Annotated in this window: 26 protein-coding genes and 1 riboswitch; of the genes, 15 read left to right on the top strand and 11 right to left on the bottom strand. The window is 36.2% G+C overall.

The window, feature by feature from the left end:
- Positions 1-451 precede the first annotated feature (451 nt).
- Positions 452-820: a GNAT family N-acetyltransferase gene (locus tag QRE67_RS18860; RefSeq protein ID WP_286121746.1), complete on the top strand. Its 369-nt coding sequence runs from the start codon at positions 452-454 to the stop codon at positions 818-820.
- 20 nt (positions 821-840) lie between these two features.
- On the opposite strand, the gene QRE67_RS18855 is transcribed toward QRE67_RS18860, so the two are convergent.
- On the bottom strand, positions 841-1,359 hold the full coding sequence (locus tag QRE67_RS18855; RefSeq protein WP_286121745.1) for a DUF309 domain-containing protein: 519 nt from the start codon (positions 1,357-1,359) through the stop codon (positions 841-843).
- A gap of 92 nt (positions 1,360-1,451) precedes the next feature.
- A complete protein-coding gene (locus tag QRE67_RS18850) occupies positions 1,452-1,544 on the bottom strand; it encodes a YjcZ family sporulation protein (protein WP_286121744.1) in 93 nt (30 codons plus the stop codon).
- Between the two features lie 169 nt (positions 1,545-1,713).
- On the opposite strand from QRE67_RS18850, the gene QRE67_RS18845 reads away from it, so the two are divergent.
- The 6 genes from QRE67_RS18845 to phnF all read left to right on the top strand — a co-directional run bounded on the left by QRE67_RS18845 (position 1,714) and on the right by phnF (position 7,193).
- Positions 1,714-2,454, top strand: a complete 741-nt coding sequence (locus QRE67_RS18845) for a segregation/condensation protein A (protein WP_286121743.1) — start codon at positions 1,714-1,716, stop codon at positions 2,452-2,454.
- Positions 2,455-2,694: 240 nt separating this feature from the next.
- Positions 2,695-3,270, top strand: coding sequence for an SMC-Scp complex subunit ScpB (gene scpB / locus QRE67_RS18840; RefSeq protein WP_286121742.1), 576 nt, complete (start codon positions 2,695-2,697; stop codon positions 3,268-3,270).
- 76 nt (positions 3,271-3,346) lie between these two features.
- Positions 3,347-4,249: a ComEC/Rec2 family competence protein gene (locus QRE67_RS18835; RefSeq protein ID WP_286121741.1), complete on the top strand. Its 903-nt coding sequence runs from the start codon at positions 3,347-3,349 to the stop codon at positions 4,247-4,249.
- 350 nt (positions 4,250-4,599) lie between these two features.
- Positions 4,600-5,739, top strand: coding sequence for an N-acetylglucosamine-6-phosphate deacetylase (nagA, locus tag QRE67_RS18830; RefSeq protein ID WP_286125325.1), 1,140 nt, complete (start codon positions 4,600-4,602; stop codon positions 5,737-5,739).
- 4 nt (positions 5,740-5,743) lie between these two features.
- Complete coding sequence (locus tag QRE67_RS18825) at positions 5,744-6,532, top strand: glucosamine-6-phosphate deaminase (RefSeq protein ID WP_286121740.1); 789 nt, start codon at positions 5,744-5,746, stop codon at positions 6,530-6,532.
- On the top strand, positions 6,462-7,193 hold the full coding sequence (phnF, locus tag QRE67_RS18820) for a phosphonate metabolism transcriptional regulator PhnF (protein WP_286121739.1): 732 nt from the start codon (positions 6,462-6,464) through the stop codon (positions 7,191-7,193). Before QRE67_RS18825 ends, phnF begins: the two co-directional genes overlap by 71 nt.
- A gap of 76 nt (positions 7,194-7,269) precedes the next feature.
- On the opposite strand, the gene QRE67_RS18815 is transcribed toward phnF, so the two are convergent.
- On the bottom strand, positions 7,270-8,088 hold the full coding sequence (locus QRE67_RS18815; RefSeq protein WP_286121738.1) for an HAD family hydrolase: 819 nt from the start codon (positions 8,086-8,088) through the stop codon (positions 7,270-7,272).
- 165 nt (positions 8,089-8,253) lie between these two features.
- Between QRE67_RS18815 and glcT the strand changes: the two genes are divergently transcribed.
- The 4 genes from glcT (at position 8,254) to ptsP (ending at position 13,603) form a co-directional block, all read left to right on the top strand.
- The gene (gene glcT / locus QRE67_RS18810; protein WP_286121737.1) at positions 8,254-9,102 is read left to right on the top strand and encodes a glucose PTS transporter transcription antiterminator GlcT; all 849 of its coding nucleotides are present in this window, start codon (positions 8,254-8,256) and stop codon (positions 9,100-9,102) included.
- A 324-nt stretch (positions 9,103-9,426) separates the two neighbouring features.
- The gene (gene ptsG / locus QRE67_RS18805) at positions 9,427-11,490 is read left to right on the top strand and encodes a glucose-specific PTS transporter subunit IIBC (RefSeq protein ID WP_286121736.1); all 2,064 of its coding nucleotides are present in this window, start codon (positions 9,427-9,429) and stop codon (positions 11,488-11,490) included.
- 137 nt (positions 11,491-11,627) lie between these two features.
- Positions 11,628-11,891, top strand: a complete 264-nt coding sequence (ptsH, locus tag QRE67_RS18800) for a phosphocarrier protein HPr (RefSeq protein WP_286121735.1) — start codon at positions 11,628-11,630, stop codon at positions 11,889-11,891.
- Positions 11,891-13,603 carry a phosphoenolpyruvate--protein phosphotransferase gene (gene ptsP / locus QRE67_RS18795; RefSeq protein ID WP_286121734.1) on the top strand — a complete coding sequence of 571 codons (1,713 nt, stop codon included), beginning with the start codon at positions 11,891-11,893 and terminating at the stop codon, positions 13,601-13,603. Before ptsH ends, ptsP begins: the two co-directional genes overlap by 1 nt.
- A 98-nt stretch (positions 13,604-13,701) precedes the next feature.
- Here the strand turns inward: ptsP and QRE67_RS18790 are convergent, their stop codons facing one another.
- From QRE67_RS18790 to QRE67_RS18780, 3 genes are all read right to left on the bottom strand, one after another.
- Entirely contained in the window at positions 13,702-14,064 is a 363-nt protein-coding gene (locus tag QRE67_RS18790; RefSeq protein ID WP_286121733.1) for a DUF3915 family protein, read from the bottom strand.
- A gap of 329 nt (positions 14,065-14,393) precedes the next feature.
- Positions 14,394-14,612: a hypothetical protein gene (locus tag QRE67_RS18785; RefSeq protein WP_286121732.1), complete on the bottom strand. Its 219-nt coding sequence runs from the start codon at positions 14,610-14,612 to the stop codon at positions 14,394-14,396.
- A 375-nt stretch (positions 14,613-14,987) separates the two neighbouring features.
- Entirely contained in the window at positions 14,988-15,605 is a 618-nt protein-coding gene (locus tag QRE67_RS18780; RefSeq protein ID WP_286121731.1) for a nitroreductase family protein, read from the bottom strand.
- A 523-nt stretch (positions 15,606-16,128) separates the two neighbouring features.
- On the opposite strand from QRE67_RS18780, the gene QRE67_RS18775 reads away from it, so the two are divergent.
- From QRE67_RS18775 to QRE67_RS18760, 4 genes are all read left to right on the top strand, one after another.
- Positions 16,129-17,415 carry a GGDEF domain-containing protein gene (locus QRE67_RS18775; protein ID WP_286125324.1) on the top strand — a complete coding sequence of 429 codons (1,287 nt, stop codon included), beginning with the start codon at positions 16,129-16,131 and terminating at the stop codon, positions 17,413-17,415.
- Positions 17,416-18,103: 688 nt separating this feature from the next.
- Positions 18,104-19,234, top strand: a complete 1,131-nt coding sequence (locus QRE67_RS18770) for a serine hydrolase domain-containing protein (protein ID WP_286121730.1) — start codon at positions 18,104-18,106, stop codon at positions 19,232-19,234.
- A 4-nt stretch (positions 19,235-19,238) separates the two neighbouring features.
- Complete coding sequence (locus QRE67_RS18765; protein ID WP_286121729.1) at positions 19,239-20,120, top strand: NAD(P)-dependent oxidoreductase; 882 nt, start codon at positions 19,239-19,241, stop codon at positions 20,118-20,120.
- 166 nt (positions 20,121-20,286) lie between these two features.
- Positions 20,287-20,619, top strand: a complete 333-nt coding sequence (locus tag QRE67_RS18760; protein ID WP_286125323.1) for a DUF3909 family protein — start codon at positions 20,287-20,289, stop codon at positions 20,617-20,619.
- A 139-nt stretch (positions 20,620-20,758) separates the two neighbouring features.
- On the opposite strand, the gene QRE67_RS18755 is transcribed toward QRE67_RS18760, so the two are convergent.
- The 5 genes from QRE67_RS18755 to mtnW form a co-directional block, all read right to left on the bottom strand.
- Entirely contained in the window at positions 20,759-21,034 is a 276-nt protein-coding gene (locus QRE67_RS18755) for a hypothetical protein (protein WP_286121728.1), read from the bottom strand.
- Between the two features lie 288 nt (positions 21,035-21,322).
- Complete coding sequence (gene mtnD, locus QRE67_RS18750; RefSeq protein ID WP_286121727.1) at positions 21,323-21,835, bottom strand: acireductone dioxygenase; 513 nt, start codon at positions 21,833-21,835, stop codon at positions 21,323-21,325.
- Positions 21,813-22,451, bottom strand: a complete 639-nt coding sequence (locus QRE67_RS18745; RefSeq protein WP_286121726.1) for a methylthioribulose 1-phosphate dehydratase — start codon at positions 22,449-22,451, stop codon at positions 21,813-21,815. The genes mtnD and QRE67_RS18745 overlap by 23 nt, the downstream gene beginning before the upstream one ends.
- On the bottom strand, positions 22,448-23,107 hold the full coding sequence (locus QRE67_RS18740; RefSeq protein ID WP_286121725.1) for a 2-hydroxy-3-keto-5-methylthiopentenyl-1-phosphate phosphatase: 660 nt from the start codon (positions 23,105-23,107) through the stop codon (positions 22,448-22,450). Before QRE67_RS18740 ends, QRE67_RS18745 begins: the two co-directional genes overlap by 4 nt.
- Positions 23,104-24,348, bottom strand: coding sequence for a 2,3-diketo-5-methylthiopentyl-1-phosphate enolase (gene mtnW, locus QRE67_RS18735; protein WP_286121724.1), 1,245 nt, complete (start codon positions 24,346-24,348; stop codon positions 23,104-23,106). Before mtnW ends, QRE67_RS18740 begins: the two co-directional genes overlap by 4 nt.
- Positions 24,349-24,412: 64 nt before the next feature.
- Positions 24,413-24,518: riboswitch (SAM riboswitch) on the bottom strand.
- Positions 24,519-24,546 lie beyond the last annotated feature (28 nt).

Below are 24,546 nucleotides of genomic sequence, written 5' to 3'. Positions count from 1 at the left end.
CCTCAAAATTCTACAAGAAGCAAAGAAGTTAGATGGGGGATAAACTGCCCGTAAAAGCCCGATTGGCGAGGGCTAACGATCAGTAGGGGATGAAGAAAACGCCCAAGGAGAAAAGTTTCACTTTAATAAACAGGAATTTATAGGCATCATGAAGTAAATAATAGGTAGAGGGAGCAAATAACGAAGGATAACGAAGCGTCTTTGCAGATGGATTGTATTTTGATTATGAGAGCAGTCTTTAGTAACACGACATATGATACAATGAAACTTTCATCAGTGAGAAATCAGGAATTCTTATACATTTGACTTTCCTATATTCTCTTTGTATGATTATCAAGTTGTTTTGGCAGCTCTTCTCACTGTAGTGAAAATATTGTAGAATAGACATGGTATAGAAATAGTGGTTGAGGGGATACATGGTTTGTAACTTTTGTAAGAAGGGATAAGGTTTATGTTAATTCGTTTTAAAAAAAGTTATGAAAAGATTGCAATGGGGCTTCTTTCTTTTATGCCGACCGAAAAGGATGTAAAAAAATTACAATTGACAATGAAAGAATATGACGTAAATGATAGTTGGCAATTGTATTTATGGAAACAGAACGATGATTTTGTCGGGATACTCGGGGTTATAAAGAAAGAAGGAAATGTTTTAGAAATTCAACATCTTAGTGTGAATCCATCGCATCGTCATATGGGGATTGGTACGAAGATGGTTCAAGAATTAAGACTCAAGTTTCAAGATGTTACGATTTGCGGTAATGAACAAACCGCTAGTTTTTGTGAAAAATGTAAGGGATTTGAACAGAATATACATTCGTAAAAGCAGAGATACGATTCATGTTATCTCTGCTTTCTTTTTTTTAGTTGTTCGTTTCGTTCGGCGATTACGTCGCTTCGGTTACGTAACGTATGTTTATGGACAATATATTCAGTTTGTATAGAGGTAGTATCTTTCCAAAGTAGACCCTTTTTTGTGCATAATTGTATGCATGTTTGCTCTAATGTAGCATCCGCAAAGGGGAAAAATAGGTGTGCGAAAGGTTCGCCGTTCTGGATGGACTGTAAGTGATTTTTGAGCAAGGATACTAGTTTTCGATGGTCTAGACCATATGCATGTATTTGGTCACCTTCTTTTTCTAAAATCGAGATTGCGCTTTTCATCATTCGTACTGCACCGTTCCAATTCGAGCGTCTATGGTGGTATAACGAAACGGCAATTTGAATAAAACCAACCAAGTAGTCGTCACGCTCTCCACGTGGTTTCAATTTCCAGTATTCTTCTAGTACTTCATGACACTCAAAGTAATCATAATCTCCATGAAAATGAATTAAAAATTGTATGTATGCTGTAGGGTACATCCTTTTTCGCTCCTGTCTAAACAATCTTATGTACAGTTTATCATAAATAATAAACGACTAGAGTATTCTCTAGTCGCTTATTATATTCTGCATTAGCAGAAGCAAGCCGCGCCTACAATGATTAATAAAATAAATAGCACGACAAGTAAAGCGAAGCCGCCGTGAAAACCATCAACATGGCCCATAGTTTTTAACCTCCTACATTCTACTTCTTACACTGCTATCATATGAAGAGGGTGGGCATTGTTGCGTAGGCAGGCGTCTATTTTTAACTAAATTTCTGAAAAAGGTTGGATAGAACATAAGTATGCTCTATACTTATGATGTTATAGAAAAAATGTGGTGGGATGCTTTGTGCAGTATAATTTTAAAGTAGAGGCTTTCGAAGGGCCTTTAGATTTATTGTTACATTTAATTCATCGCTATGAAATTGATATATATAATATTCCTGTAGCGGAAATTACAGAGCAATATTTATCCTATATCCATACGATGAAAGAATTGCAGTTAGATGTTGCAAGTGAGTATTTAGTGATGGCTGCAACGCTATTACAAATTAAAAGTAAAATGTTGTTACCGAAACAAGAGGAAGATGTACCTGATAATGGTGAAGACTTTATAGATGACCCTCGTCAAGAATTGATGGAGCGGTTAATTGAATATAAAAAATATAAGCAAGTTGCTACGGAATTAAAAGAGAGAGAACAAGAAAGAGCACAGCTTTATACACGTCCACCGATCGATTTTACATCGTTTCAGCAAGACGAAGATACAAACCTGCCCCTTGATGTCACACTTTATGATATGCTGGCAGCGTTTCAAAAACTTATACGTCGAAAAAAAACACAACGCCCGGTAACAACGCGGATTACTCGTCAGGAAATACCGATTGAACAACGCATGACCGACATTTTAAAGCAGTTAGAAACAGTGGGCGGTCGCCAAAGCTTCTATGATTTATTTGCTGATGAAGAGCGCGAAGTTATGATTGTAACGTTTTTAGCAGTGCTCGAACTAATGAAAAATCAACAAATTGTCATTGAACAAGAACACAATTTTGATGAAATCTTTTTATCCCGCATTAAGGGACAGTAATACCCCCACCTCAAAATTCAGCAAAAAGCAAAGCAGTTAGGTGGAGGATAGACTGTCCGTAAAAGCCCGATTGGTGGGGGCTAATAATCAGTGGGAGCTGAAAAAACTGCCACTGATTGAAATTTCACTGTATCTTGCTTGGAACAATAGAAGGAATGTTGGACCGGACACGCTATACTGTGATTCGGTTTTTAGTATGTATATTTTGTATGAAAAAGATAGGAGAAAGGAGATTGTCCGTTGGATAGAAAAGAACAGATGGCAATTATTGAGGGACTTTTATTTGTTGCAGGAGATGAAGGAATTTATCCGGAACAAATTGTGAAAGTACTCGAAATTGAAAAGAAAGATGTAATTGAGATTGTTGAGGAAATGCAAAGAGAATGTGAAAGTTTGCAGCGAGGTTTACAGATCGTGCAATATGCAAAGGTGTATCGCCTTGCTACAAAAAAAGAGCATGCAATGTATTACCAAAAGTTAATGGATACACCAACAGCAGCCTCTCTTTCCCAGGCAGCTCTTGAAACATTGGCGATTGTTGCGTATCGTCAACCAATTACAAGAACAGAAATGGAAGAGATTCGAGGTGTGAAAACAGATCGTGCCTTGCAAACGTTGGTTTCGCATTTACTTATCAAAGAAATAGGCAGAGCAGAAGGGCCAGGTCGTCCTATTTTATATGGTACGACGAAAGAGTTTTTAGATACGTTTGGAATGCGAACGTTAGAGGAATTGCCTTCTCTTTCTGAAGAAAATGAAGAAATGAATGAAGCAGATTTATTCTTTGGATCCTTACAAGAATTGTCAAAATCGTAGCTTAGCACTTTGCTAAGCTTTTTTTTGTATATGAAATACATAGAGCGTTATACTAAATGAAAAAAGGAGACGAGCTATGAAAGGTGTACGAATGATTCTATTGTTAGTTTCTGTTTTATTGTGCTTTACATTAAACAGTGCATTTGCAAAAAGATATGTGACATCCGTTCATACTGCTGCTTCCTTTTCTATGCCACGTCCACATGTAGGGAGAATGAAGATTAGTTTCTTTAAGGTGGGCCAAGGAGATGCAACACTCATTTCTTTACCTAATGGTCAAACAATGTTAATCGATGGAGGACCTTATGGAGCAGGTGAGGTAATTATTCAAAAATTAGTTGAAAAAGGAATTAAGCATTTAGATGTTGTCATGGGTACCCATCCAGATATGGATCATATAGGTGGATTGATTCCCATTATAGAACAAATGCCAGTTTCACTCGTATTAGATAGTGGGAAACTATATAGTTCCTTTACATATCATACATATAGGAGAAGTATTAAAAAGAGAGGAATTCCGTTTGTTCGTGTCAAACAAGGACAGCATATTCCACTAGATCCCCATGTTTCTATACAGATATTAAACGATGGGAAATCAAAGATGGAAAACAATGAATCCTCTATTGTTTTAAAAATTCGGTATGGAAAAGCTGATTTTCTATTGATGGGAGATGCTGATGTACAGACTGAAAATAAGATAATAAAGCAGTATGATGTGCATGCAGATGTTTTAAAAGTAGGGCATCATGGATCATATACTTCGACTGGAGAACGTTTTTTAGCAAAGGTGAGTCCGCAAATTGCTATTATTTCCTATGATAAAAAGAATCCGTACGGACATCCACATCAAAGTGTAGTAAAAAGGTTAAAACGACATGGTGTGCTGATGTATACAACTGATAAAAAAACGATAGAAATTGAAACGGATGGAGATCATATTGCAATGTGGGAAAATATGCCACTCCCATTGTTAAAGTAACTGGCATATAGTTTTTTTATTATGTAGTAAAATACACGAGAATAAATAAGAGAGAAGGAACCCTTGTTAAGTTTCATAAAGTGAAACTTAACGAGGGTTTTCTTCATCTCCACCTAACTTTTTTGCTTTTGGCTGAACTTTGAGGTGGGGTATTAATTACTGCCCACGAATAGCGGGATAAAAGATTCAATGTCTCCTTTTGGAAAAAGTGAATCACATATATTATAATTAGAAAAGAAAAGTAAATTTACTTTGAATGTCTAGACAACTACTCATGTATATATTATGATGGGAATAGGCAAATAGGTAATAATAATAAGTAGGTATTTCATGGGAAAGGATCGATGAAAATGAAAACGCAAGTTGTCATCAATGCCAACATTTATACAGGTCACGAAGTAATAGAAAGTGGATTTATTCGTTACACAGAAAAAATTGAAGAAATTGGTTTGATGGCTCAATATGTATCACAAGAAAATGAAATTGTTTTTGATGCACAAGGAAAGATTGTGATTCCGGGTATGATCGATATTCATATTCATGGTGGATATGATATTGATGCGATGGATGCAAATAGCGATGGTTTAGTAACTCTTGGTAAAGAAATGTTAAAAGAAGGAGTTACAACTTACTTCCCAACAACAATGACGCAAGCTCCAGAAGCGATTGAAGCAGCTTTAAGTGCTGCAAAAGAAGCGAAAGAAAAAGGAGCGCATTTTGAATATATTCATTTAGAAGGACCATATGTTTCAAAAAAACGTGCAGGAGCACAACCTCTTGAACACATCGTCCCGGCAAATATTGAGCAATTTAAACAATGGCAAGAAGCAAGTGGTAATTTAATTAAACTAGTAACATATGCACCAGAAGAAGGTGCAGAACAATTTGAACAATATCTTGCTGAAACTGGTGTAGTTGGCACAATAGGTCATACAGATGCGATTGATGCGCAGTTGAAAAATAGAAATATTACGCATGCTACTCACTTATACAATCAAATGCGTGGTTTACATCACCGTGAACCTGGTGTAGTTGGTCATGTGTTATTAAATCCAGATGTAATGGTTGAAATTATTACAGATGGCATTCATATTCACCCAGATATGGTGAAACTAGCATACAGATTAAAAGGACCTAAAAAAGTAAGTGTCATTACTGATGCGATGCGTGCTAAAGGTTTAGAAGAAGGCTTATACGAACTTGGTGGACAGCCTGTACATGTAAAAGATGGAAGTGCACGCTTAGAGGATGGAACATTGGCTGGTAGCATTTTGAAAATGGATCAAGCGTTCCGAAATGTAATTGCATTCACAGGATGCTCTGTGGAAGAAGCTGTCCTTATGACATCTATTAACCAAGCAGAAGAGTTCGGATTAAGTAATAAAGGTGCTTTAGAAGCAGGAAAAGATGCAGACTTTGTTGTGATGTCTGAAGATTTACATGTATATGATACAGTTCGATTAGGAATTCATATGAAAGAAGGGAAATAAATAGATGAATATTATCGTTGTAAAAACTCCAGAAGAATTAGCTGAAGCAGGCTTTAAATTAATTGAACAAGTTGTGACTTCTAAAAAAAATCCAACATTAGGAATGGCTACAGGAAGCTCTCCACTTGGGATTTATGCAGAAATGAGAAAAAATAAACTTGATACAAGTCATGTAACCACTGTAAACTTAGATGAGTACGTAAATTTACCACATGAAGATAAAAACAGCTATCATTACTTTATGCGAGAACAGTTGTTTGATCATCTTCCTTTCAAAGAAACTTATGTACCAAACGGGATGGCAAGTGATTTGAAAGAAGAGTGCGAGCGTTATGAAGGCATTCTAACAGCTAACCCAGTTGACTTACAGATTCTTGGAATCGGTGAAAACGGTCACATCGGATTTAACGAACCAGGGACATCATTTAATTCTCCAACTAACATTGTAGAATTAACAGAGTCTACTCGCCAAGCAAATCTTCGCTTCTTCGAAAAAGAAGAAGATGTGCCAACTCATGCGATTACAATGGGTATTGGAAGCATTATGAAAGCGAAACAAATTCTACTTGTTGCTATGGGTCCAAAAAAGGCAGAAGCAATCAAAGAATTATTGCAAGGTGAATATAGCGAAGCGTGTCCTGCTACAGTTTTACAACGTCATCCGAATGTAATCGTAATCGCAGATCCAGAAGCTCTATCTTTATGCAGTGAGGCGATTGCTGATGAACATCGACAAGTATTCACCATTTCCGATCTATTATCAGATTCAAGAGTGGGTGAAACAGCTAATTGAGGACGGTGAATGGAAGCCGGGAGATAAAATTCCATCTGAGAATGAACTATGTGATAAGTTCGAAGTAAGTCGTATGACAATCAGACAGGCGATTAATAACTTAGTGGAACAGGGATATTTATATCGGAAGCGCGGAATTGGAACGTTCGTCCAACTTCCTAAAGTAGAACAGAAGCTGCAAGGTATGACCGGATTTACAGAGGATATGATTTCCCGTGGCATGAAGCCGAGCAGTGAATTGTTAAGCTTCCGCATGGTTTCCGCTACTGCTAGATTAGCAGACCGGCTTAGAATACAAGAGGGGGAATCGGTTTATGAAGTGAGGCGTATACGCTTAGCTGATGAAGAGCCGATTGCTTTTGAGACGACATATTTGTCGCCAGCTCTTGTAAAAGATATTAACGAAGAAATTTTACAACAATCTCTGTACGAACATTTAGAGAAGAAGTTAGGCTTTAAACTTGTTCGTGCTACCCAAGCAATTGAAGCGTCAATTGCAACGGATGATGAAGCAGCACATCTGCATATTCCGAAAAAAGCACCTGTACTCGTTATGAGACAATGGTCGTATGCAGACGGCGAACAGCCGTTAGAATACGTAAAATGTATTTATCGCGGTGATCGTTATAAGTTCATTACAAATATTTCACGAAATAAGTAGTACACTTTATTTTGTGAAATAAGGTGAAGTTTCGATTCATCGGGCTTTTCAGGAAATAAAAAATACGACTCACTCCTTATAAGGAGTGAGTCGTATTTTTATGTTGTTTTGCATTGTAAGAAAGAACGTACCCTACAGCATCTTTTACGGAAGAAACGACATGTTGTGCGTGTTCTTTCACAGCATGATCAGCTTGTGACATTGCAAAGCTGTGTGGTGTTAACGAAAACATGGGAATATCGTTGTAAGAATCACCGATGCAAGCAATTTCTTCAGGACGAATTTGAAATTCTTGTAATAAAACGGAGATAGCAGAACCTTTACTAATATTTGGTGGCATGACATCTAAGCATTGTTCAGCAGAAATAAAAGTACTGACTTTTCCATGGAATTTCTCATCAATTTTTTTCTGTAGTACTTGTAAGTCTTCCTTTATACCACCGACAGAAATTTTATTTGGAAAGATTGTATCATCAATTTTTTGTAACAAGTTTGGTTCTTCAACAGAAGTCATCATGACTTGCTTTTCCAGTTCGTGAATAAAAGGTGTTTTTTCTTCAATGTAATAATTATGCTCATCACTCACATAACGAAAGTAAGGCGCCTCTTTTGTTATAGATAATAAATCAGGTAAAATATTGGAGTCAAATGTTGCTGATAATAATTGTTTATCTTCATAGGTATATACAAACACACCGTTTACACTAATGCGATGGAAGTTTGTACCGACCTCTTTCATTAATTTGGCAATTTCATTATCAAGTCTCCCGGAAGCGAAACAAAGAATTACATTTTGCTCAGCAAGGCTGCGCAGTGCAGTAATATCTTGATCGTCAATGATACCTCCGTGTTGCATCATGGTACCGTCAATATCGCTAACAAACATTTTAATCATAGTTGTTACCCCTTTCTATGTACAGCTGTTCTTACATTATACGCATCTCATACAATCATGTCTAAAAAACGACATTTTCTAAAATGGTAGATGTTTTACATTGACGAAAAAGAAGAATGTTCTGTAACATTAAAGCAAGCTTTTTAAGTACGAGGGTGGTGTTCTATGAATAATTGTCTAGAAATTAAAAAAGTTTTAAATAATAACGTCATCATTGCTACCCATCAAGAACATGAGGAAGTAGTGGTGATTGGAAAAGGAATTGGGTTTGGGAAAAAAGCAAAAGAGATGTTAGAAGCAAAACAGATTGAAAAAATGTTTGTTTTAAAAAACGAACGTAATCGGGAGCAATATAAACGTTTAGTTCCACATGTAAGTGAGAAGTTAATTGAACTAATGAACGATATCATGTTATATATTCAAGAAAGAGTAGAGTCTCCATTAAATGAACATATTCATATTGCGTTAACGGATCATATTGCTTTTGCGATTAAACGATTAAAACAAGGATTTACGATAGATTATCCTTTTTTAGTTGAAACAAAAATAATGTATCCAAAAGAATATGAAATTGCCGAGGGAGTTGTGCAATTCATTAATTCTCGTTTGAAAATTGCACTTCCAGAAGGGGAAATTGGATTTATTGCACTGCATATCTATAGCTCCATTACAAATTCTGAAGTATCTTCTATTAATCAAAATTCACGTCTCATTACGCAGCTCGTTTCTGTAATCGAAACCAGCTTAGAGCTTGTATTAGATAAAAAAAGTATCCATTATTTACGTCTTGTCCGCCATTTACAATATGCGATAGAGCGGGTAAAAAGAAAGGAAAAAGTGGAAGAGTCACAAAGCTTTGCGGATCTTTTAAAATCGGAGTACCCAGCGTGCTATAGTTTAGCCTGGACGCTTGTAAAGATTATGCAAAAAGAGTTACAACTTCCCGTATATGAAGCGGAAAGTATTTATTTAACGATGCACTTGCAAAGATTAGTAAAAGCCGAACAAGAATAAAATTTGTCGAAAATGAAAACGTTAAAAAAAAGGATTGAATCGCTTACAATTGTTATGTATAATAAGTCATGCAAAGTTATACAAATTTCGACAAACAAGTTAAAGTGAAAAACGAAACCGTTTGCTTTAAATAGTGAACTTATACGTATACCTATTTTTGACACGTGTTACTGATGCGATCAGGCATGAGTGGAGAAAAGTTGGGAATGTAAGCTAAAAAAAAGGACATACTACCTTTTGTATAGCTACCGTTCTATCTTTTTTTCCTCATGCCTTTTTGACGTTTGTCGAAAAATATCAATATATAAGAGAGGAAGGGTTTCCATGTTTAAGAAGATCTTTGGTGTTCTTCAAAAAGTCGGGAAAGCGCTTATGCTTCCAGTAGCAATTTTACCGGCAGCAGGTATTTTACTTGGATTTGGTAACGCATTTCAAAATGAAACGTTAACAAACTTCATTCCCGCATTAAAAGCCGACTGGTTTGTATTGGTTGCAAAAGTAATGGAGCAATCTGGGGATATTATTTTCGCAAACCTTGCATTGCTATTCGCAGTTGGGGTAGCGATTGGACTCGCTGGCGGAGACGGAGTTGCTGGATTAGCAGCTTTCGTTGGATACTTAATTATGAACAAGACAATGAGTGTAGTCTTGGAAGTAGACAAACTAGTGAAAGTAACAAGTACTGGTTCAGATCCAGTTAAAATTGGCTTTGCGGATCCTGCTTATGCAAATGTATTAGGGATTCCAACGTTACAAACAGGAGTTTTTGGTGGTATTATCGTCGGGATATTAGCGGCATATTGTTATAATAAATACTTCAATATTGAATTACCATCATACTTAGGATTCTTTGCAGGTAAGCGTTTTGTACCGATTGCAACTGCAACATTCTCGTTACTTTTAGGGATTGTAATGTGTTTCGTATGGCCGTACATTCAAAGTGGTTTAAATACGTTCTCACATCAAATGATTGATGCAAATAAAACATTAGCGGCATTTGTGTTCGGTTTAATTGAACGTTCCTTAATTCCATTTGGACTACATCACATTTTCTATTCACCATTCTGGTTTGAATTTGGTCAATATACAAATGCAGCAGGCGAATTAATTCGTGGTGATCAGAAGATCTTTATGGCACAATTAAAAGATGGTGCAGAATTAACAGCTGGTACATTTACAACAGGTAAATATCCGTTCATGATGTTCGGGCTTCCAGCAGCGGCTTTAGCAATGTACCATGAAGCACGTCCAGAAAATAAAAAATTAGCAGCTGGTATTTTAGGTTCTGCTGCATTAACAACTTTCTTAACAGGTATTACAGAACCACTTGAATTTTCATTCTTATTCGTAGCACCAGTATTATTTGGAATTCATGCTGTATTTGCAGGTCTTTCATTTATGACAATGCATATTTTAGGTGTAAAAATCGGTATGACATTCTCTGGTGGTTTAATTGACTTTATGTTATTCGGTGTTCTTCAAAACCGTACACCATGGTGGTGGGTAATCGTTGTAGGTCTTGTACTTGCAGTGGTTTACTATTTCGGATTCCGTTTTGCAATTCGTAAATGGGACTTAAAAACACCAGGTCGTGAAGTAATAACAGCTGCTGATGATGCGAAAAAAACAACGGCAGGTGAGTTACCACGTGAAGTATTAACAGCGCTTGGTGGTAAAGAAAATATTGCTTCTTTAGATGCTTGTATTACACGATTACGTGTTCAAGTAAACGAGAAAAACAATGTAAATAAAGATCGTTTAAAAGAGCTTGGAGCAGCAGGAGTTCTTGAAGTAGGAAATAATATTCAAGCAATTTTCGGACCAAAATCTGACACGTTAAAGTCACAAATTCATGATATTATGTCAGGTCGTACGGTTCATATTGAAAAAGAAGAGCCTGTAAAAGTAGAAGAGCCAGTTAAACAAGCAGATACAAATGAAACAATTGTATCTCCAATTGAAGGGAAACTTTTACCAATTACAGAAGTACCTGATCAAGTATTTTCAGGAAAAATGATGGGCGATGGATTTGCAATTGAACCAACAGAAGGAACAGTTGTTTCTCCGGTAAATGGTGAAATTGTTAATGTATTCCCAACAAAACATGCAATTGGTATTCAATCTGAAGGTGGAAAAGAAATTTTAATTCATTTCGGTATTGATACTGTAAAATTAAATGGTGAAGGTTTTGAAACACTTGTCGCTCAAGGTGATAAAGTAAAACAAGGACAACCGTTATTAAAAGTAGATTTAGCATTTGTAAAAGATAATGCACCGTCTATTATTACACCAATTATTTTTACAAACTTACAACAAGGACAACAGATTGAGTTGAAAAAAGAAGGCAATGTCAAGAAAGGTGAAACATCTATTATTGACATTCAGTAAGATTTTGACGCAAAATATTTATAATTATAATAGGTGATGTGGTTGACCGAGCATCGCCTATTATATACAATATAGAGGGTGTAGTACTCACGTCTATACAACCTAAAAAATACTGTGTTTAAAGGAGATAGATTATTATGGAAAAAATCTTTAAAGTAACTAGTGACTCAGGAATTCATGCTCGTCCAGCAACTTTACTTGTTAACACTGCAAGCAAATTTGGTGCTGATATTAACTTAGAATATAATGGTAAAAACGTAAACTTAAAATCAATCATGGGTGTTATGTCTTTAGGTATTCAACAAAACGCGGAAATTAAAATCACTGCGAATGGTGATGATGCAGCTCAAGCACTAGCAGCTATCGAAGAAACTATGAAAAATGAAGGATTAGGAGAATAATGACTCTTAACATTCAAGGGATCGCTGCATCAAGTGGGATTGCTATTGCAAAGGCTTTCCGACTTGAGAATCCTGAATTTAACATTGAAAAGAAGACGATTACGGACGAAGCTGCGGAAATCGCACGCTTAGACGCTGCGCTTGAGAAAGCAAAATCTGAATTAGAAGCAATTAAAGATCACGCTTTTGCTGAGCTTGGTGCTGATAAAGCAGCTATTTTTGAAGCTCATTTACTAGTATTAAACGATCCAGAACTAGTAAATCCAGTAAAAGATAAAGTGAATAATGAAAAAATTAATGCTGAGTTTGCAATGGATGAAGTTGCATCAATGTTCATTAGTATGTTTGAAAACATGGATAATGAATATATGAAAGAGCGTGCAGCAGATATTCGCGACGTAACAAAACGCGTTCTTGCACATTTATTAGGTATTAACTTCTCAAATCCGAGCACAATTTCTGAAGAAGTGATCATTATTGCAGAAGATTTAACACCGTCTGATACAGCACAATTAAACCGTAAATATGCAAAAGGTTTCACAACTGATATCGGCGGACGTACATCTCACTCTGCAATCATGGCTCGCTCTATGGAAATTCCGGCTGTTGTTGGTACAAAAGTGGTTATGGAAAAAATCCAAAACGGTGATATCGTTATCATCGACGGTTTAGATGGAGCAGTTATTGTGAACCCATCTGAAGAAACACTTCGTACTTTCGAAGATAAGAAAGCAAAATTCGAAGGCCAAAAAGCAGAATGGGCAAAACTAAAAAATGAAGCAACTGTAACAAGCGATGGACATCATGTTGAGCTTGTAGCAAATATCGGAACACCAAATGATGTACAAGGTATCATTGACAATGGTGGAGAAGGCGTTGGTTTATACCGTACAGAATTCTTATACATGGGCCGTGACAATCTTCCAACAGAAGACGAGCAGTTCGGAGCGTATAAAGCAGTTCTTGAAGGTGTAAAAGAAGGTCAACCAGTTGTTGTTCGTACACTTGACATCGGTGGAGATAAAGAGCTTCCATACTTACATTTACCGAAAGAAATGAATCCATTCTTAGGCTACCGTGCAATTCGCTTATGCTTAGAAGAACAAGATGTGTTCCGTACACAACTTCGTGCATTACTTCGTGCAAGTGTATACGGTAACTTAAAAATCATGTTCCCAATGATTGCAACACTTGATGAATTCCGTCAAGCGAAAGCAATTCTGTTAGAGGAAAAAGAAAGACTTGTTCAAGCGGGTACAACTGTTTCTGACGCTATTGAAGTAGGTATGATGGTAGAAATTCCTGCTTCTGCGGTATTAGCAGATCAGTTTGCGAAAGAAGTTGATTTCTTCTCTATCGGAACAAATGACTTAATTCAATACACAATGGCTGCGGATCGTATGAACGAACGTGTAGCTTACCTATATCAACCGTATAACCCATCTATTTTACGTCTTGTAAAAATGGTTATCGATGCTGCTCATAAAGAAGGAAAATGGGTTGGTATGTGTGGTGAGATGGCAGGAGACGCGCTTGCAATCCCATTATTACTTGGATTAGGGTTAGATGAATTCAGCATGAGTGCAACATCTATTCTTCCTGCAAGAACACAACTTCGCAAGTTGTCAAAAGCACAAATGGAAGAGTTAGCACAAAAAGCTTTAAACATGTCGACTGCTGAAGAAGTAGTTGAACTTGTAAAAAGCATCTAATGAAAAGAAAACCTGAGCCGAATTGAAATCGGTCTCAGGTTTTTTTATTAATACATGCAGGTTGATTATATTAACTTAAAAGATTAGAAATAGACTACTTAAATTGCAATCGCAATTATATCCTCTGGGCAAACGCGTAATAAGCCTTTAAATTTGTCTTTGTGCCAGTTTTTATTACAATCATCTTCGTGATCCCAATCTTTTCTACGGTCTTGATCGGAGAAAAGCGCGACCCCACAGGAAAATCCTTCAAAGACTACATCACGGAACGTACCGTGATCTTTAATTTTTAGAAGAGAAATTTTTGTTCCAATTGAAATATTAACAAGCACATTACAAACAGCTGATCTTTTGCGGGAATCATCTCTACGGAAATCATCTCTACGAAAATCATCTCTCTTGCAATCTCTGTCAAAGTGACAATCTCTAAAATCATCACGACATCCAAATGATCCAAACATAATTCTCATCACCCCCTTCACACTTATAATGTATGTAAGTTGCATATGTGGTGATTGGACAGAGCGTGGAATTTTTACTGGGATATTTTCTCATTTTAGTAGCCCAAATGGTTGTGTATTACTTCATATTAATCTTATGATAGACAAATGCCTAGAGTGTGACGGATAGAAGGGTGTATGTACTATATAAATCCATTTTGATTTTTCGGTATATGGTCGCTTCTATGCATGGTCGGATGCTCTCTCACCTAAAAAGAGAGGTTTTATGTCGGTTTTTTAATTTGTATTTATATAAAAAAGACCACCTTTATTTATAGAAAGGTAGTCTTTTACGCTTTTTTACTTTTATATAAAACGATTGCATACACAGGAAGAGCCAGAAGTAATGGTACGATAGATCGTGAGGTATGTAGTCCTTCTTCTAGCTGTAGTGCTTTTTCTTTAGGAAATTGTAGTACTGAAATATTAGTGGCATCTCCAATAAAGTATAGAAGCAGTACAGTTACAACATAGCTTAAAAGTGCAATAAAGCTCCCATATGAATTCAATGAAAATCCCTCGCTTGTTATCTATTTGTTACTATTGTATCATAAATGTAACAAATAGACATCCCTATATTTCAAGGGATGAACATAGTTCGACAAAATACGTCATTTTTGGATATAAATAAGAAATGAACTATTTGTTTTTTGTGATAAAATGTCGCTTTATATATTGGAATATTACAAGGAAATGACAAACGAAATAAAAACGAAGGTGAATCCCCTTCGTCTCTGATTACGTACTAACGGGCAGTAATACACCTCTTCAAAATTCTGTAGGATGCAAAGAATTTTGAAGGGGAAAACTGGCCACAAGAGCCCGATTTTTTCAACTAATTCTCAGTGGGGATGAATAAAATCCCCATTGAGAAAAGTTTCACCCTATTTTGCCCATTCTGCTACTTGGTCTATCTTCATACGTGGTGCTGGATGTCCTTTTAATGTAGATTCACCAATTGTAATAAGCATGATTGGTACATAACGAGAAGAAACATTGAATTCTTCCATTAGTGCTTGTGGATTAAAACCACCAATTGCGCAAGTATCCCAGCCAGTTGCTTTTGCTGCAAGCATAAGTTGCATAGCTGCTAGGGAAGCATTAGAGAAAGCTGCATCACGTGGATATTGTTCACGTTGGTATGCAGATTCAATGTTCTGTGCTAAACGTTCTTTTGCTTCTTCTTTCATAAACCCTTGCTCAACAATAGGTCCGTACACAGGAGCAATATTTTTATTTGCTTCTAGGTCACCTAAAACAGCAACTACTGCAGAAGCATCTAAAATTTGTTGTTGATTATAAGCGATTGGATGCAAACGATTTTGTACATCTTCACCTTGGAAAACAAGAAACTTCCAATGCTGTAAGTTCCAAGCGGATGGCGCCTGTCCAGCTGCTTTTAAAATTTCTTGTAATTCTTCTTTTGAAATTTCTTTCTCAGGGTTGAATGCACGATTGGATGTGCGCTCGTATAAAACAGTAAAGAAATCTTGCTGTGTCATAATATGTCCTCCAGATTTTACTTCGATTTGTAAAAGTTCAAATGTAAAAATATTCTCTACTTACATTTTGTAAGTTATCACTGTAAAAGAATATAATATCTTCATTTTAATTGTCAAGTTTTTTAAGAATAGAATAAGAGTACGTGTTCAAAAAAGGAGGATAAAGAGAGCCGAGTAGTTTGAGGTGCGGAAGCCAGGAGGATACGGAGTGTAGCTGGAACTACATGAGTACCGGACTGGCGACGTAACGAAGAAATAGGGCAGCTATCTTTACCGGATTTTTTGAACTTCCTCTAAGAAAAGACATTCGCACAAACATTGTTATTATTGTTGTCATACAATAAAAAGATGATTCGCAGCTAAGAAACGGTATTGAAAGTAAAGCTCCCGTCAGTGGGAGAGTTCTTCGTTTCTGCTGATGCTCAGCCCTCAACAATCGGTTTTTTTTGATAACTATCTTTTGTAAAAAAGGATCGTGGGGAATTGAGTAGAACAGGATATATGAAGTGAGTGAAGCCTAGTGGTGAACATACTACATTTTTTGTTAGAGAATACGGTATTTCAAAATGTATTGCAGGATCTCCGTGTAAATGTACTTTATATAGAAGAAGGTTGTAATCACCGACACACTGTTGCGAATGTACAACCAAAATGTATGTTTTTAGCAAGTAGTTTCGAAGAAGGAAAAATATTGTTTGAAAAAGTGCAACCGCAAATCGTAATTATATACGTATCGAATGGTGCGCAAGTAGAGTGTATAAAAAGCATGTATAATTCACAGAGCTCTTTTATTGTGATTTGGGATCAGCCAGTTACATCGAAATTTCTAGAATTGCTTACAATTGGGATACGAAATATTGTTATAGCTCCTATTACTCCTCAGGCTGTCTTAGCAGAGGTGAACAAGAGTGTCTATCAATTATCTTTACTACAGCAAGTGATGATACAGCAGGAGCTGCTTCAAATGATGTTTGATTTTCAAAATGATTTATTATTTATTGTGGAAGATGATGAGATTGTTGACTGTAATACAAATTTTTTACGCTTTTTTGGATATGAAGACTTATTTTCGTATCATGAGCATCATATTATATTTGCTGAACATTTTGTACAAGAAAATGGATACTATGCAGCAAGTCATGATATCACTTGGCTAGATGATTGTTTATCTCAAGCAAGAAAGATTAAAATGTATGATGATGCGGGGGAAGAGTTTGTCTTTTTATTGCGAGCTGCTTCTTTACCAGAAGATTTGTCCAGGTTTATTGTTAAGTGTACGGATATTACTGAATTGGATGAAGTATATCAAGAGCAAGAACGTCTTGCGACAATGGATTCTTTAACAGAGATATACAACCGCTTGAAGTTTCAACAGCTATTGGAAGAAATGTGGGAAAATGGACAACGAATGAATCAAACAATAGCGCTTATTTTGTTTGATATAGACGATTTTAAAAAGGTCAATGACACATATGGTCGGGATTTTGGTGATTTAGCATTAGTTCAGTTAGCAGACCTGATGAAATCCAAACTAGCACCGCACCATACTTTTGCAAGGTGGGGAGGAGCAGAGTTTATTATGCTAGTGATGGATACAACGGAAAAAGAGGCTTTTCAAATTGCAGAATCGCTACGTTTTTTTATTGAAACAAAACAATTTTCTGGGATTTCGAAGTTAACCGCTAGTTTTGGAGTTGCTTTATGTGACAAAGGGATCACAAAAGAAGAGTTAATACAGCGAGCAGATATTGCTTTATATGAAGCAAAAAAAAATGGGAAGAATCAAGTTCGGTTATATAGAACGCATTAAAGAATTTATAAAGTGATACAAAGAACGGCGGTTGTTCTCCTTTTTCATGGCATTTTCAACTTCCTGTAAGCGTTTTTCCATATCGTGGTAATATATAGGTCGTTTCATCATAGGGATACTTCCTCTCTCTACATTGAAATACCGGTAGAGTTCGATAGAAAGAATCAAAAGCCTTTATTATGTTTCATATAGAATGAATTTTGAATGGATTTTTTTGTAATAAAGATATAACGAACAAATAAAATTAGGATGAAATAAATAAAGGTATTTTAGTTAATAAGTAGCTAAAATACCTTTGTTGATTAAGAGGCTTTATAAGATGGAAACTTTCTAACTATCGATGAACAATTCAATAAGAAAATGAAACTTGCATTTACTATATATAAATACAAATTGAAAAACCGACATAAAACCCCTCTTTTTAGGTGGGAGAGAGCATCAGGTCATGCATAGAAGCGGTCAGATCCTTTTCCTGCTCAGACATAGTGAAAACAAAGAGAGAAAACGAGTGCAGGCCACCTTTGGTTATTCATAGCCGCGGCTTATATGTCGAAAAATCAAAATGGATTTATATATAGAAAAGCAAAAATGTGAATTTTTCGTAACAAAGTGTTGCGATTTTTTTTTGTTGACCGATAATAGAAAGAAGGGGGACCATTTATTATGAAGTAACCTTGGAGGTTTATTAATGATAAAAAGATTGATAATTATGGTTTTTATTTGTTTTATCATAGGTGGAAGTACATATCTATTTTGGAAAGAAACTGTAAAGAAAGATTTCCACGCTTCAAAAATAGCCCCTTCTGTTGAAGCACAAGTACAAGGAAATACAGAAAAAGAGAAGGAACCATCAATTGATTATTCAAGTGTAGCACAAAAATTAGATCAATATTTAAAAGAAAAAGGGTTTAATGGAACAGTTCTTGTTGCAGATAAAAATCATATTGTACTCAATAAAGGGTATGGATATGCAGATGTTCAAAATAAAATTGAAAATACGCCGCAAACAAAATACAGAACGGGTTCGATTACAAAAATGACAATATCGACCTCGATTTTGCAGTTACAAGAAAAAGGGAAATTAAATATTCAAGATAATGTGAATAAATATATCCCTTCTTTCCCAATGGAAAAAAATATTACCTTACAACAATTATTGACACATACGTCGGGGTTGCCGAGTAAAGGAAAGGGAAAAGTAAATGCGGCATCGCGTTTAGATTTAGTGACATGGATTGGGAAACAAAAAGTTGATTTTCCACCGGGGACAGGTTGGGGATATACGGATTATAATTATATGGTGCTAGCTTATATTGTAGAAAAGGTTTCTGGTCAACCAATAGACAAGTATATAAAAGAATATATTTTTGTACCAGCTGGTATGCATGAAACAGGTATGGGAAATCAAGTGCCAGGTGATGTGAATTTTTCGAAAGGATATAAACAGAAAGAACAAAAACTTGTACTAGCACCAAGATTAGCAATGAATTGGTTATATGGTTGTGGTGAAATGTATACAACTGCTACGGATATGAAAAAACTTGATGAAGCTATTATGAGTGGAAAGCTTTTTTCACCACAAAGTTTACAGCAGATGATTACACCACCATCAGGAAGAAACTATGGATTTGGTTTCTATATTAATCCTGACTATTATCATAATCATGGTGTAGTTGCTGGGTGGAACACATTTAATAATTTTAATTGGGATCGTCAAATATTTGTAATTCTATTTTCAAATGTGCAAGATGGTATTAATGATGATTTTAATAAGGAATTCCGAAAGATGGTAAGTGATTTATTAGAGAAAAGGGGATGAGTGGATGAAACAAATATTGTCATCAGCTGCGATTGGTTTTATCGGTACAGGTGTTATGGGGAAAAGTATGGTACATCATTTACTACAGGGTGGCTATACAGTATATGTATATAACCGTACGAAAGAAAAAGCAGCTTCTTTATTAGAAGCTGGAGCACACTGGTGTAATACACCAAAAGAGCTGGTAAAGAACGTGGATGTTGTCATGACAATGGTCGGTTATCCGCATGATGTAGAAGAAATCTATTTTGGAACAGAAGGAATTCTGCAGCATGCAAGCGAGGGGACTATTGCGATTGACTTTACAACATCCACACCAACTCTTGCAAAGCGTATATATGAAGAGGGAAATAAAAAAGGTGTGTATACGCTAGATGCTCCCGTATCCGGAGGAGATATTGGAGCGAAAGAAGGGCGACTTGCAATCATGATTGGTGGAGAGCAAGAAGTATATGATGCATGTTGTCCTCTATTTGAGCGATTGGGAGAAAATATTAAGCTGCAAGGAGCTGCGGGAAGCGGACAACATACAAAAATGTGTAATCAAATTGCAATTGCTTCTAATATGATAGGGGTTTGTGAAGCGGTAGCTTATGCGAAGAAAGCAGGTTTAGATCCAGATAAGGTCTTGCAAAGTATTTCAACTGGAGCCGCTGGTAGTTGGTCTTTAAGTAATTTAGCTCCGCGTATGCTGCAAGAAGATTTTGCACCAGGGTTTTATGTAAAACACTTTATGAAAGACATGAAGATTGCGTTAGATGAGGCTGAGAAATTAGATTTATCTGTACCAGGTTTAACTCTTGCGAAAGATTTATATGAGCAATTAATACAAGCAGGCGAGGAAAACAGTGGAACGCAAGTATTATACAAAAAATACATAAAGTGATTGTTCAAAAAGGAGGATAAAGAGAGCCGAGTAGTTCGAGGCGCGGAAGCCAGGAGGGTACGGAGTGTAGATTGAACTACATGAGTACCGGAGTGGGGACGTAACGAAGAAGTGTGATAGCTATCTTTACCGGACTTTTTGAACATCGTCTTAAAGGGGTAAAATGATGAACTTAGAAAAATTTGATGGAATGATTGATGCTGTACAACGTGCAAAGTGTATAGAGATTAATAAAAAGCAACGAGCTGCCTTTAAACAAAAATATGATTTTGAGCCATCATTTGAATATGGACGTGATGAGACAAGACGTTATGTAATTCGCACAATAAAGAAAATGCTAGAAGAAATGGAATTTTATTTAGCTTTAAAGTACGATCGTGAGAGTATTGATTTATATATGCATGCTGAAATTGAGGAAACGTGTTATGTATCCGTTAGTTATGGAGAGGACGCGCTTCATTTACAAGAGCTATTTCAGTTTTTAGAAGAGAATAAATAAAAAGTCCTCGTTTGAGGACTTTTTATTTTGGTCTCAGTAACCGTTACATATAGGTGGAAGATAATGATTTGTCATAGTAGGATTTATAGGATAGATTATTTGTGAGGATATGAAAAATAGCAGTGAAAGTTTCAGTTTATTATAAGCTTGAAGCACGGCGAGATCTTTCAATTGGAAATGGAATAATTTTGCCCATATGATTGCGGCTAAATTGTTTTGTGCGAGCGTGGCGTAATATATAAAATGCAAAGAGTATACCAACAGGAATAGCACCGTACAAACCAAAAAGTAAAGCGCTTACAGAAGATGCGACAAAACCCATCATACCGATTTCTAATTCCTCCATAATCGCCCCCAGAATTGCAGGAACAGCACCACAAGTAACACCGATTATAAGTGCCATAATTAAACTCATGTTTTTCCCCCTCTATTTGCAATTTTAGTTTCTTTTTCTATTATTTGTATTATAGCACATTTTAAACAGAATTTTCAGAAAAAGTTCAAAGAATGTTCAAATTTTTTTGATAAATACACTTGATAAAATTAAAAGTGAGAGAAATGTTTTATTTCGAAGAAAAGAACAAAAAATTAGGCTTATTTCACTACAGTGAAATAAGCCTGTTCTATAGGAGGATGTATATATATGTAGAGTGAATAAAAGGTTGGAAAAGGGGTACCAATTCCTTCTATTCAACTAACTACCTTAGTAAATAGGAACCCAGCCTTCTGCTGTAACAAAAATACGAACTGCTACAACTTGGCGATCATCTTGCAATGTAAAATAATGTCTTGCATTTTCAGGTACAGAGATAAGATCACCAGGCTCAAGTTCAACATCAAAGAAGCGACCATCCTTGTCTTCAATGGCAAAGATGCCATGTCCGCAAACGATGAAGCGAACTTCATCATCTGTATGATGGTGCTCTTGCTTAAAGTTGATTAATAACTCATTAAGATTTGGCGTCGCGCTTGAGAGTGAAATGACATCATGCGCTTTATAACCGCGACGCCCTGAAACATCAGCAATTTCCTCAGAAAACGTTGTTAAAATTTCTTCTTTGTTTTCATCTGTTAAGGTGTAGTTTTCTTTTAAATGAGCTGGAAGCTTTGAAATATCCCATTTCTCATATAAAATACCTTCTCCTTGTAAAAATTGCTCAACTTCCACTTCATTTTCAATACGAGTGTTGATTTCATGAATACGAATTTGCGCCATTAGAAACGCCTCCTTGAATTGATAATAGTTTGATATGAAATTGGAATAAAAACTCATATGCTTCTAATCTTTTTTTAGCATCAAAGCTATCCTTCCCCCAAACTGTAATGCCATGGTTGCGAATTAATATAGCTCCTGTATCTTCATGGATATGTTTATGGAATTCCTCCCCTAAGGTTGGAATGTGAGCGTGATTTTCAATAATTGGGATCCGGATAGAGGCTTTTTCTTCCCAAATGTTGAGTGCTTTAATAATTTCCTGATTAGAAAGTAAGACTTCTTTGTCATATACGTTTGTAATCACATTGTTATCAGTCGTATGGACGTGCAAGACACATCCAGCTTTTGTATAGTTGTAAATGTGAGTGTGTAGTAATGTTTCTGCCGAAGGTCGTAGATCTGTTTCTAAAACAGCATTTCCAGTGTGATCAACTAGTAGAAAATCATCAGGTGTTGTTTTTGTTTTATCTCTACCGCTTGCTGTAATAAGAAAGGTAAGCGGGGTGTCACTCACTTTTATTGAAATGTTTCCACTTGTAGCGGGAAACCAGTTACGATCAGTTAATTCCTTTTTTAATTCACTCAGTTCTTGCCATTGACGAAAAAGTTGTTTCATTTTACCACCTCCAACAATTGCTGGATTTCTGTTTGTACGTCATAAAATGTTTCAAAGTATGTATAGGGAATATGATGTTCTTTACATTTTGCAGTGAGAAAATCACGAGCAAATACTTTGTTAGCAAGTTTTGCTGCTTGTAAATCTGTAATCGAATCACCGATTACAATGTTAAAATCACCTTGTGAACCGAGTTGATGAATAAGTGTTGACTTACAAAGACCACATTCGTTTTTACAATGCTCATCACACGGATGTGGCCAGTTCACCTTAATTGTTTCACCTGAAAAATCAGTCGTATTACAATAAATGTGATTTGAAGCAATTAGTCCTTCAAGAAGAGGGTGGACGAAAAAATCCATTCCTCCTGATATAATATGAAATGAAATATGGTTTATTTGGACAAACTGTACAAACTCTTGAAAGCCAGCTCGAATAACTGCGGTTTCTTTTATGAAAGTAGTTATATCATCTCGTAAATTAGAAGGTAAGAGAGAAAATAGTTGCCCTACACCTTCTTGAATAGAAATCTCTTGTGATAAAATTTTTTGTTTAATTGTTTCCGCTTCTGGTGGAGCAAATTTCTCCATAATGGCAATGATATTATCGTTATTTGTAATTGTGCCATCAAAATCACAAAAGATTCGAATGTTCATGATTTCACCTCGTCAGATGGATTGCCCCATAATCGCAATGCTGCATGTAAATCAGTATCGTCCACTTCATGTAGTGGCGTTCCTTGTAATGTTGCACGGATAGCTGCTCGAAATGCTTTTCCGCCACCCTGTGCACCAGCTAGATGACCATGAATACCGCCACCTGCGTTAATGACAACATCTGTGCCAAAATCACGAAGGATAAAGGGAACAAAGCCAGGATGAATACCGGCTGATGGGACAGGGAAACTACTCTTCAACGGTTCATTCTCATCAACGAGTGTTTTTGAGACAAGAAGCGCTTCTTCTTTCTCCAGTGCAACACTGCCATATGGAGATGGGAATAAAGAGAAATCTGCACCAGCATAACGAAGTAGTTTTCCAAGTAGTAACGGAGAAGAGAATCCGTATAATTTTGATGAAGTATAAGCACCGCTTACGGCAGGATGAGCCATAATGGGGATTGATATATCATCATCTTCTGCAAGTGATTGAAGTACGTCTAATCCATAAGAGAATACATTGAATAGAAGAACATCTGCACCAGCCAGGGCAGCACGTTTCGCGTTATCTTTTAAATCGTATGTGCGTCCTGATAAGTTAACCGCATATAACGTCCTATGACCATATGTTTCATATACAGACTGTAACACTTCTTTTCCTGACTCAATCCGCTGTGTGAGTGGCGTTAATGAATTTTCAAATAAAATTTCATCATCTTTTACGATATCTACACCACCGTTTGCTTGATCACGTAATTGTGTTTTTAAATATCCGATGTTGCGACCAATCATACCTTTAAAAATGCTCATAAGAAGAGGACGATCATGAACTTGTAAAAGATTTCGGATTCCTTCAATACCGAACTTTGGACCAGGGAATGTCGCTTTTAAGTCATCTGAAAACGTTAAATCGATAAGTTTTACTTCGCCATCTAGTGATAATTTTCCAAATACTGTTGTTAAAATTGCTGGTAAATCAGGACTGAAATTTAGCGCTGGATAATGAATTTTAATCAGTCCACGTGTAATTCTTTTACCAAGATAAGTATTAACATGTTCTTGTTCTTCTAATTCTTCGACACCAATGACAGTGCCTTTATGTTGTTTTAATTGTTCTTGTAATAAATGTGGTAAATGTGTCCATGAACCAATCGTTAAACCGAGTGCAATTTGCTCTGCTTTTTGCATTAAATTGTGAGAATCATCATGGATTAAATATGTTGCTGTTATTCCGCTCATTTTCATAACCTCCTAGTTAAATAAAAAAACCTCTCAGCTAAGGAGAGGTTTTTTTACAACCAGCTCCTTATCTGTCAGCATAATGCTGCGAGAATTAGCACCGTGTCTACAATTGTAGATCGGTTGCCGGGTTTCGTCGGGCTCGTCCCTCCACCTGCTCTTGATAAGAAGTATTTAGAAATGTTTAAATTTTTTCGA

It is taken from the genome of Bacillus sp. DX3.1, assembly GCF_030292155.1.
GTDB lineage: Bacteria > Bacillota > Bacilli > Bacillales > Bacillaceae_G > Bacillus_A.
The sequence above is the reverse complement of the archived record's forward strand: the minus strand, read 5'-3'. Positions and strand labels throughout refer to the sequence as shown.

Bases quoted from the DNA above. Each gene is read 5' to 3' on its own strand.
- QRE67_RS18860 (WP_286121746.1), top strand. From the start codon at position 452: ATGTTAATTCGTTTTAAAAAAAGTTATGAAAAGATTGCAATGGGGCTT.
- QRE67_RS18855 (WP_286121745.1), bottom strand. From the start codon at position 1,359: ATGTACCCTACAGCATACATACAATTTTTAATTCATTTTCATGGAGAT.
- QRE67_RS18850 (WP_286121744.1), bottom strand. From the start codon at position 1,544: ATGGGCCATGTTGATGGTTTTCACGGCGGCTTCGCTTTACTTGTCGTG.
- QRE67_RS18835 (WP_286121741.1), top strand. From the start codon at position 3,347: ATGAAAGGTGTACGAATGATTCTATTGTTAGTTTCTGTTTTATTGTGC.
- nagA (WP_286125325.1), top strand. From the start codon at position 4,600: ATGAAAACGCAAGTTGTCATCAATGCCAACATTTATACAGGTCACGAA.
- QRE67_RS18825 (WP_286121740.1), top strand. From the start codon at position 5,744: ATGAATATTATCGTTGTAAAAACTCCAGAAGAATTAGCTGAAGCAGGC.
- phnF (WP_286121739.1), top strand. From the start codon at position 6,462: ATGAACATCGACAAGTATTCACCATTTCCGATCTATTATCAGATTCAA.
- QRE67_RS18815 (WP_286121738.1), bottom strand. From the start codon at position 8,088: ATGATTAAAATGTTTGTTAGCGATATTGACGGTACCATGATGCAACAC.
- glcT (WP_286121737.1), top strand. From the start codon at position 8,254: ATGAATAATTGTCTAGAAATTAAAAAAGTTTTAAATAATAACGTCATC.
- ptsG (WP_286121736.1), top strand. From the start codon at position 9,427: ATGTTTAAGAAGATCTTTGGTGTTCTTCAAAAAGTCGGGAAAGCGCTT.
- ptsH (WP_286121735.1), top strand. From the start codon at position 11,628: ATGGAAAAAATCTTTAAAGTAACTAGTGACTCAGGAATTCATGCTCGT.
- ptsP (WP_286121734.1), top strand. From the start codon at position 11,891: ATGACTCTTAACATTCAAGGGATCGCTGCATCAAGTGGGATTGCTATT.
- QRE67_RS18790 (WP_286121733.1), bottom strand. From the start codon at position 14,064: ATGTTTGGATCATTTGGATGTCGTGATGATTTTAGAGATTGTCACTTT.
- QRE67_RS18780 (WP_286121731.1), bottom strand. From the start codon at position 15,605: ATGACACAGCAAGATTTCTTTACTGTTTTATACGAGCGCACATCCAAT.
- QRE67_RS18770 (WP_286121730.1), top strand. From the start codon at position 18,104: ATGATAAAAAGATTGATAATTATGGTTTTTATTTGTTTTATCATAGGT.
- QRE67_RS18765 (WP_286121729.1), top strand. From the start codon at position 19,239: ATGAAACAAATATTGTCATCAGCTGCGATTGGTTTTATCGGTACAGGT.
- QRE67_RS18760 (WP_286125323.1), top strand. From the start codon at position 20,287: ATGAACTTAGAAAAATTTGATGGAATGATTGATGCTGTACAACGTGCA.
- QRE67_RS18755 (WP_286121728.1), bottom strand. From the start codon at position 21,034: ATGAGTTTAATTATGGCACTTATAATCGGTGTTACTTGTGGTGCTGTT.
- mtnD (WP_286121727.1), bottom strand. From the start codon at position 21,835: ATGGCGCAAATTCGTATTCATGAAATCAACACTCGTATTGAAAATGAA.
- QRE67_RS18745 (WP_286121726.1), bottom strand. From the start codon at position 22,451: ATGAAACAACTTTTTCGTCAATGGCAAGAACTGAGTGAATTAAAAAAG.
- QRE67_RS18740 (WP_286121725.1), bottom strand. From the start codon at position 23,107: ATGAACATTCGAATCTTTTGTGATTTTGATGGCACAATTACAAATAAC.
- mtnW (WP_286121724.1), bottom strand. From the start codon at position 24,348: ATGAGCGGAATAACAGCAACATATTTAATCCATGATGATTCTCACAAT.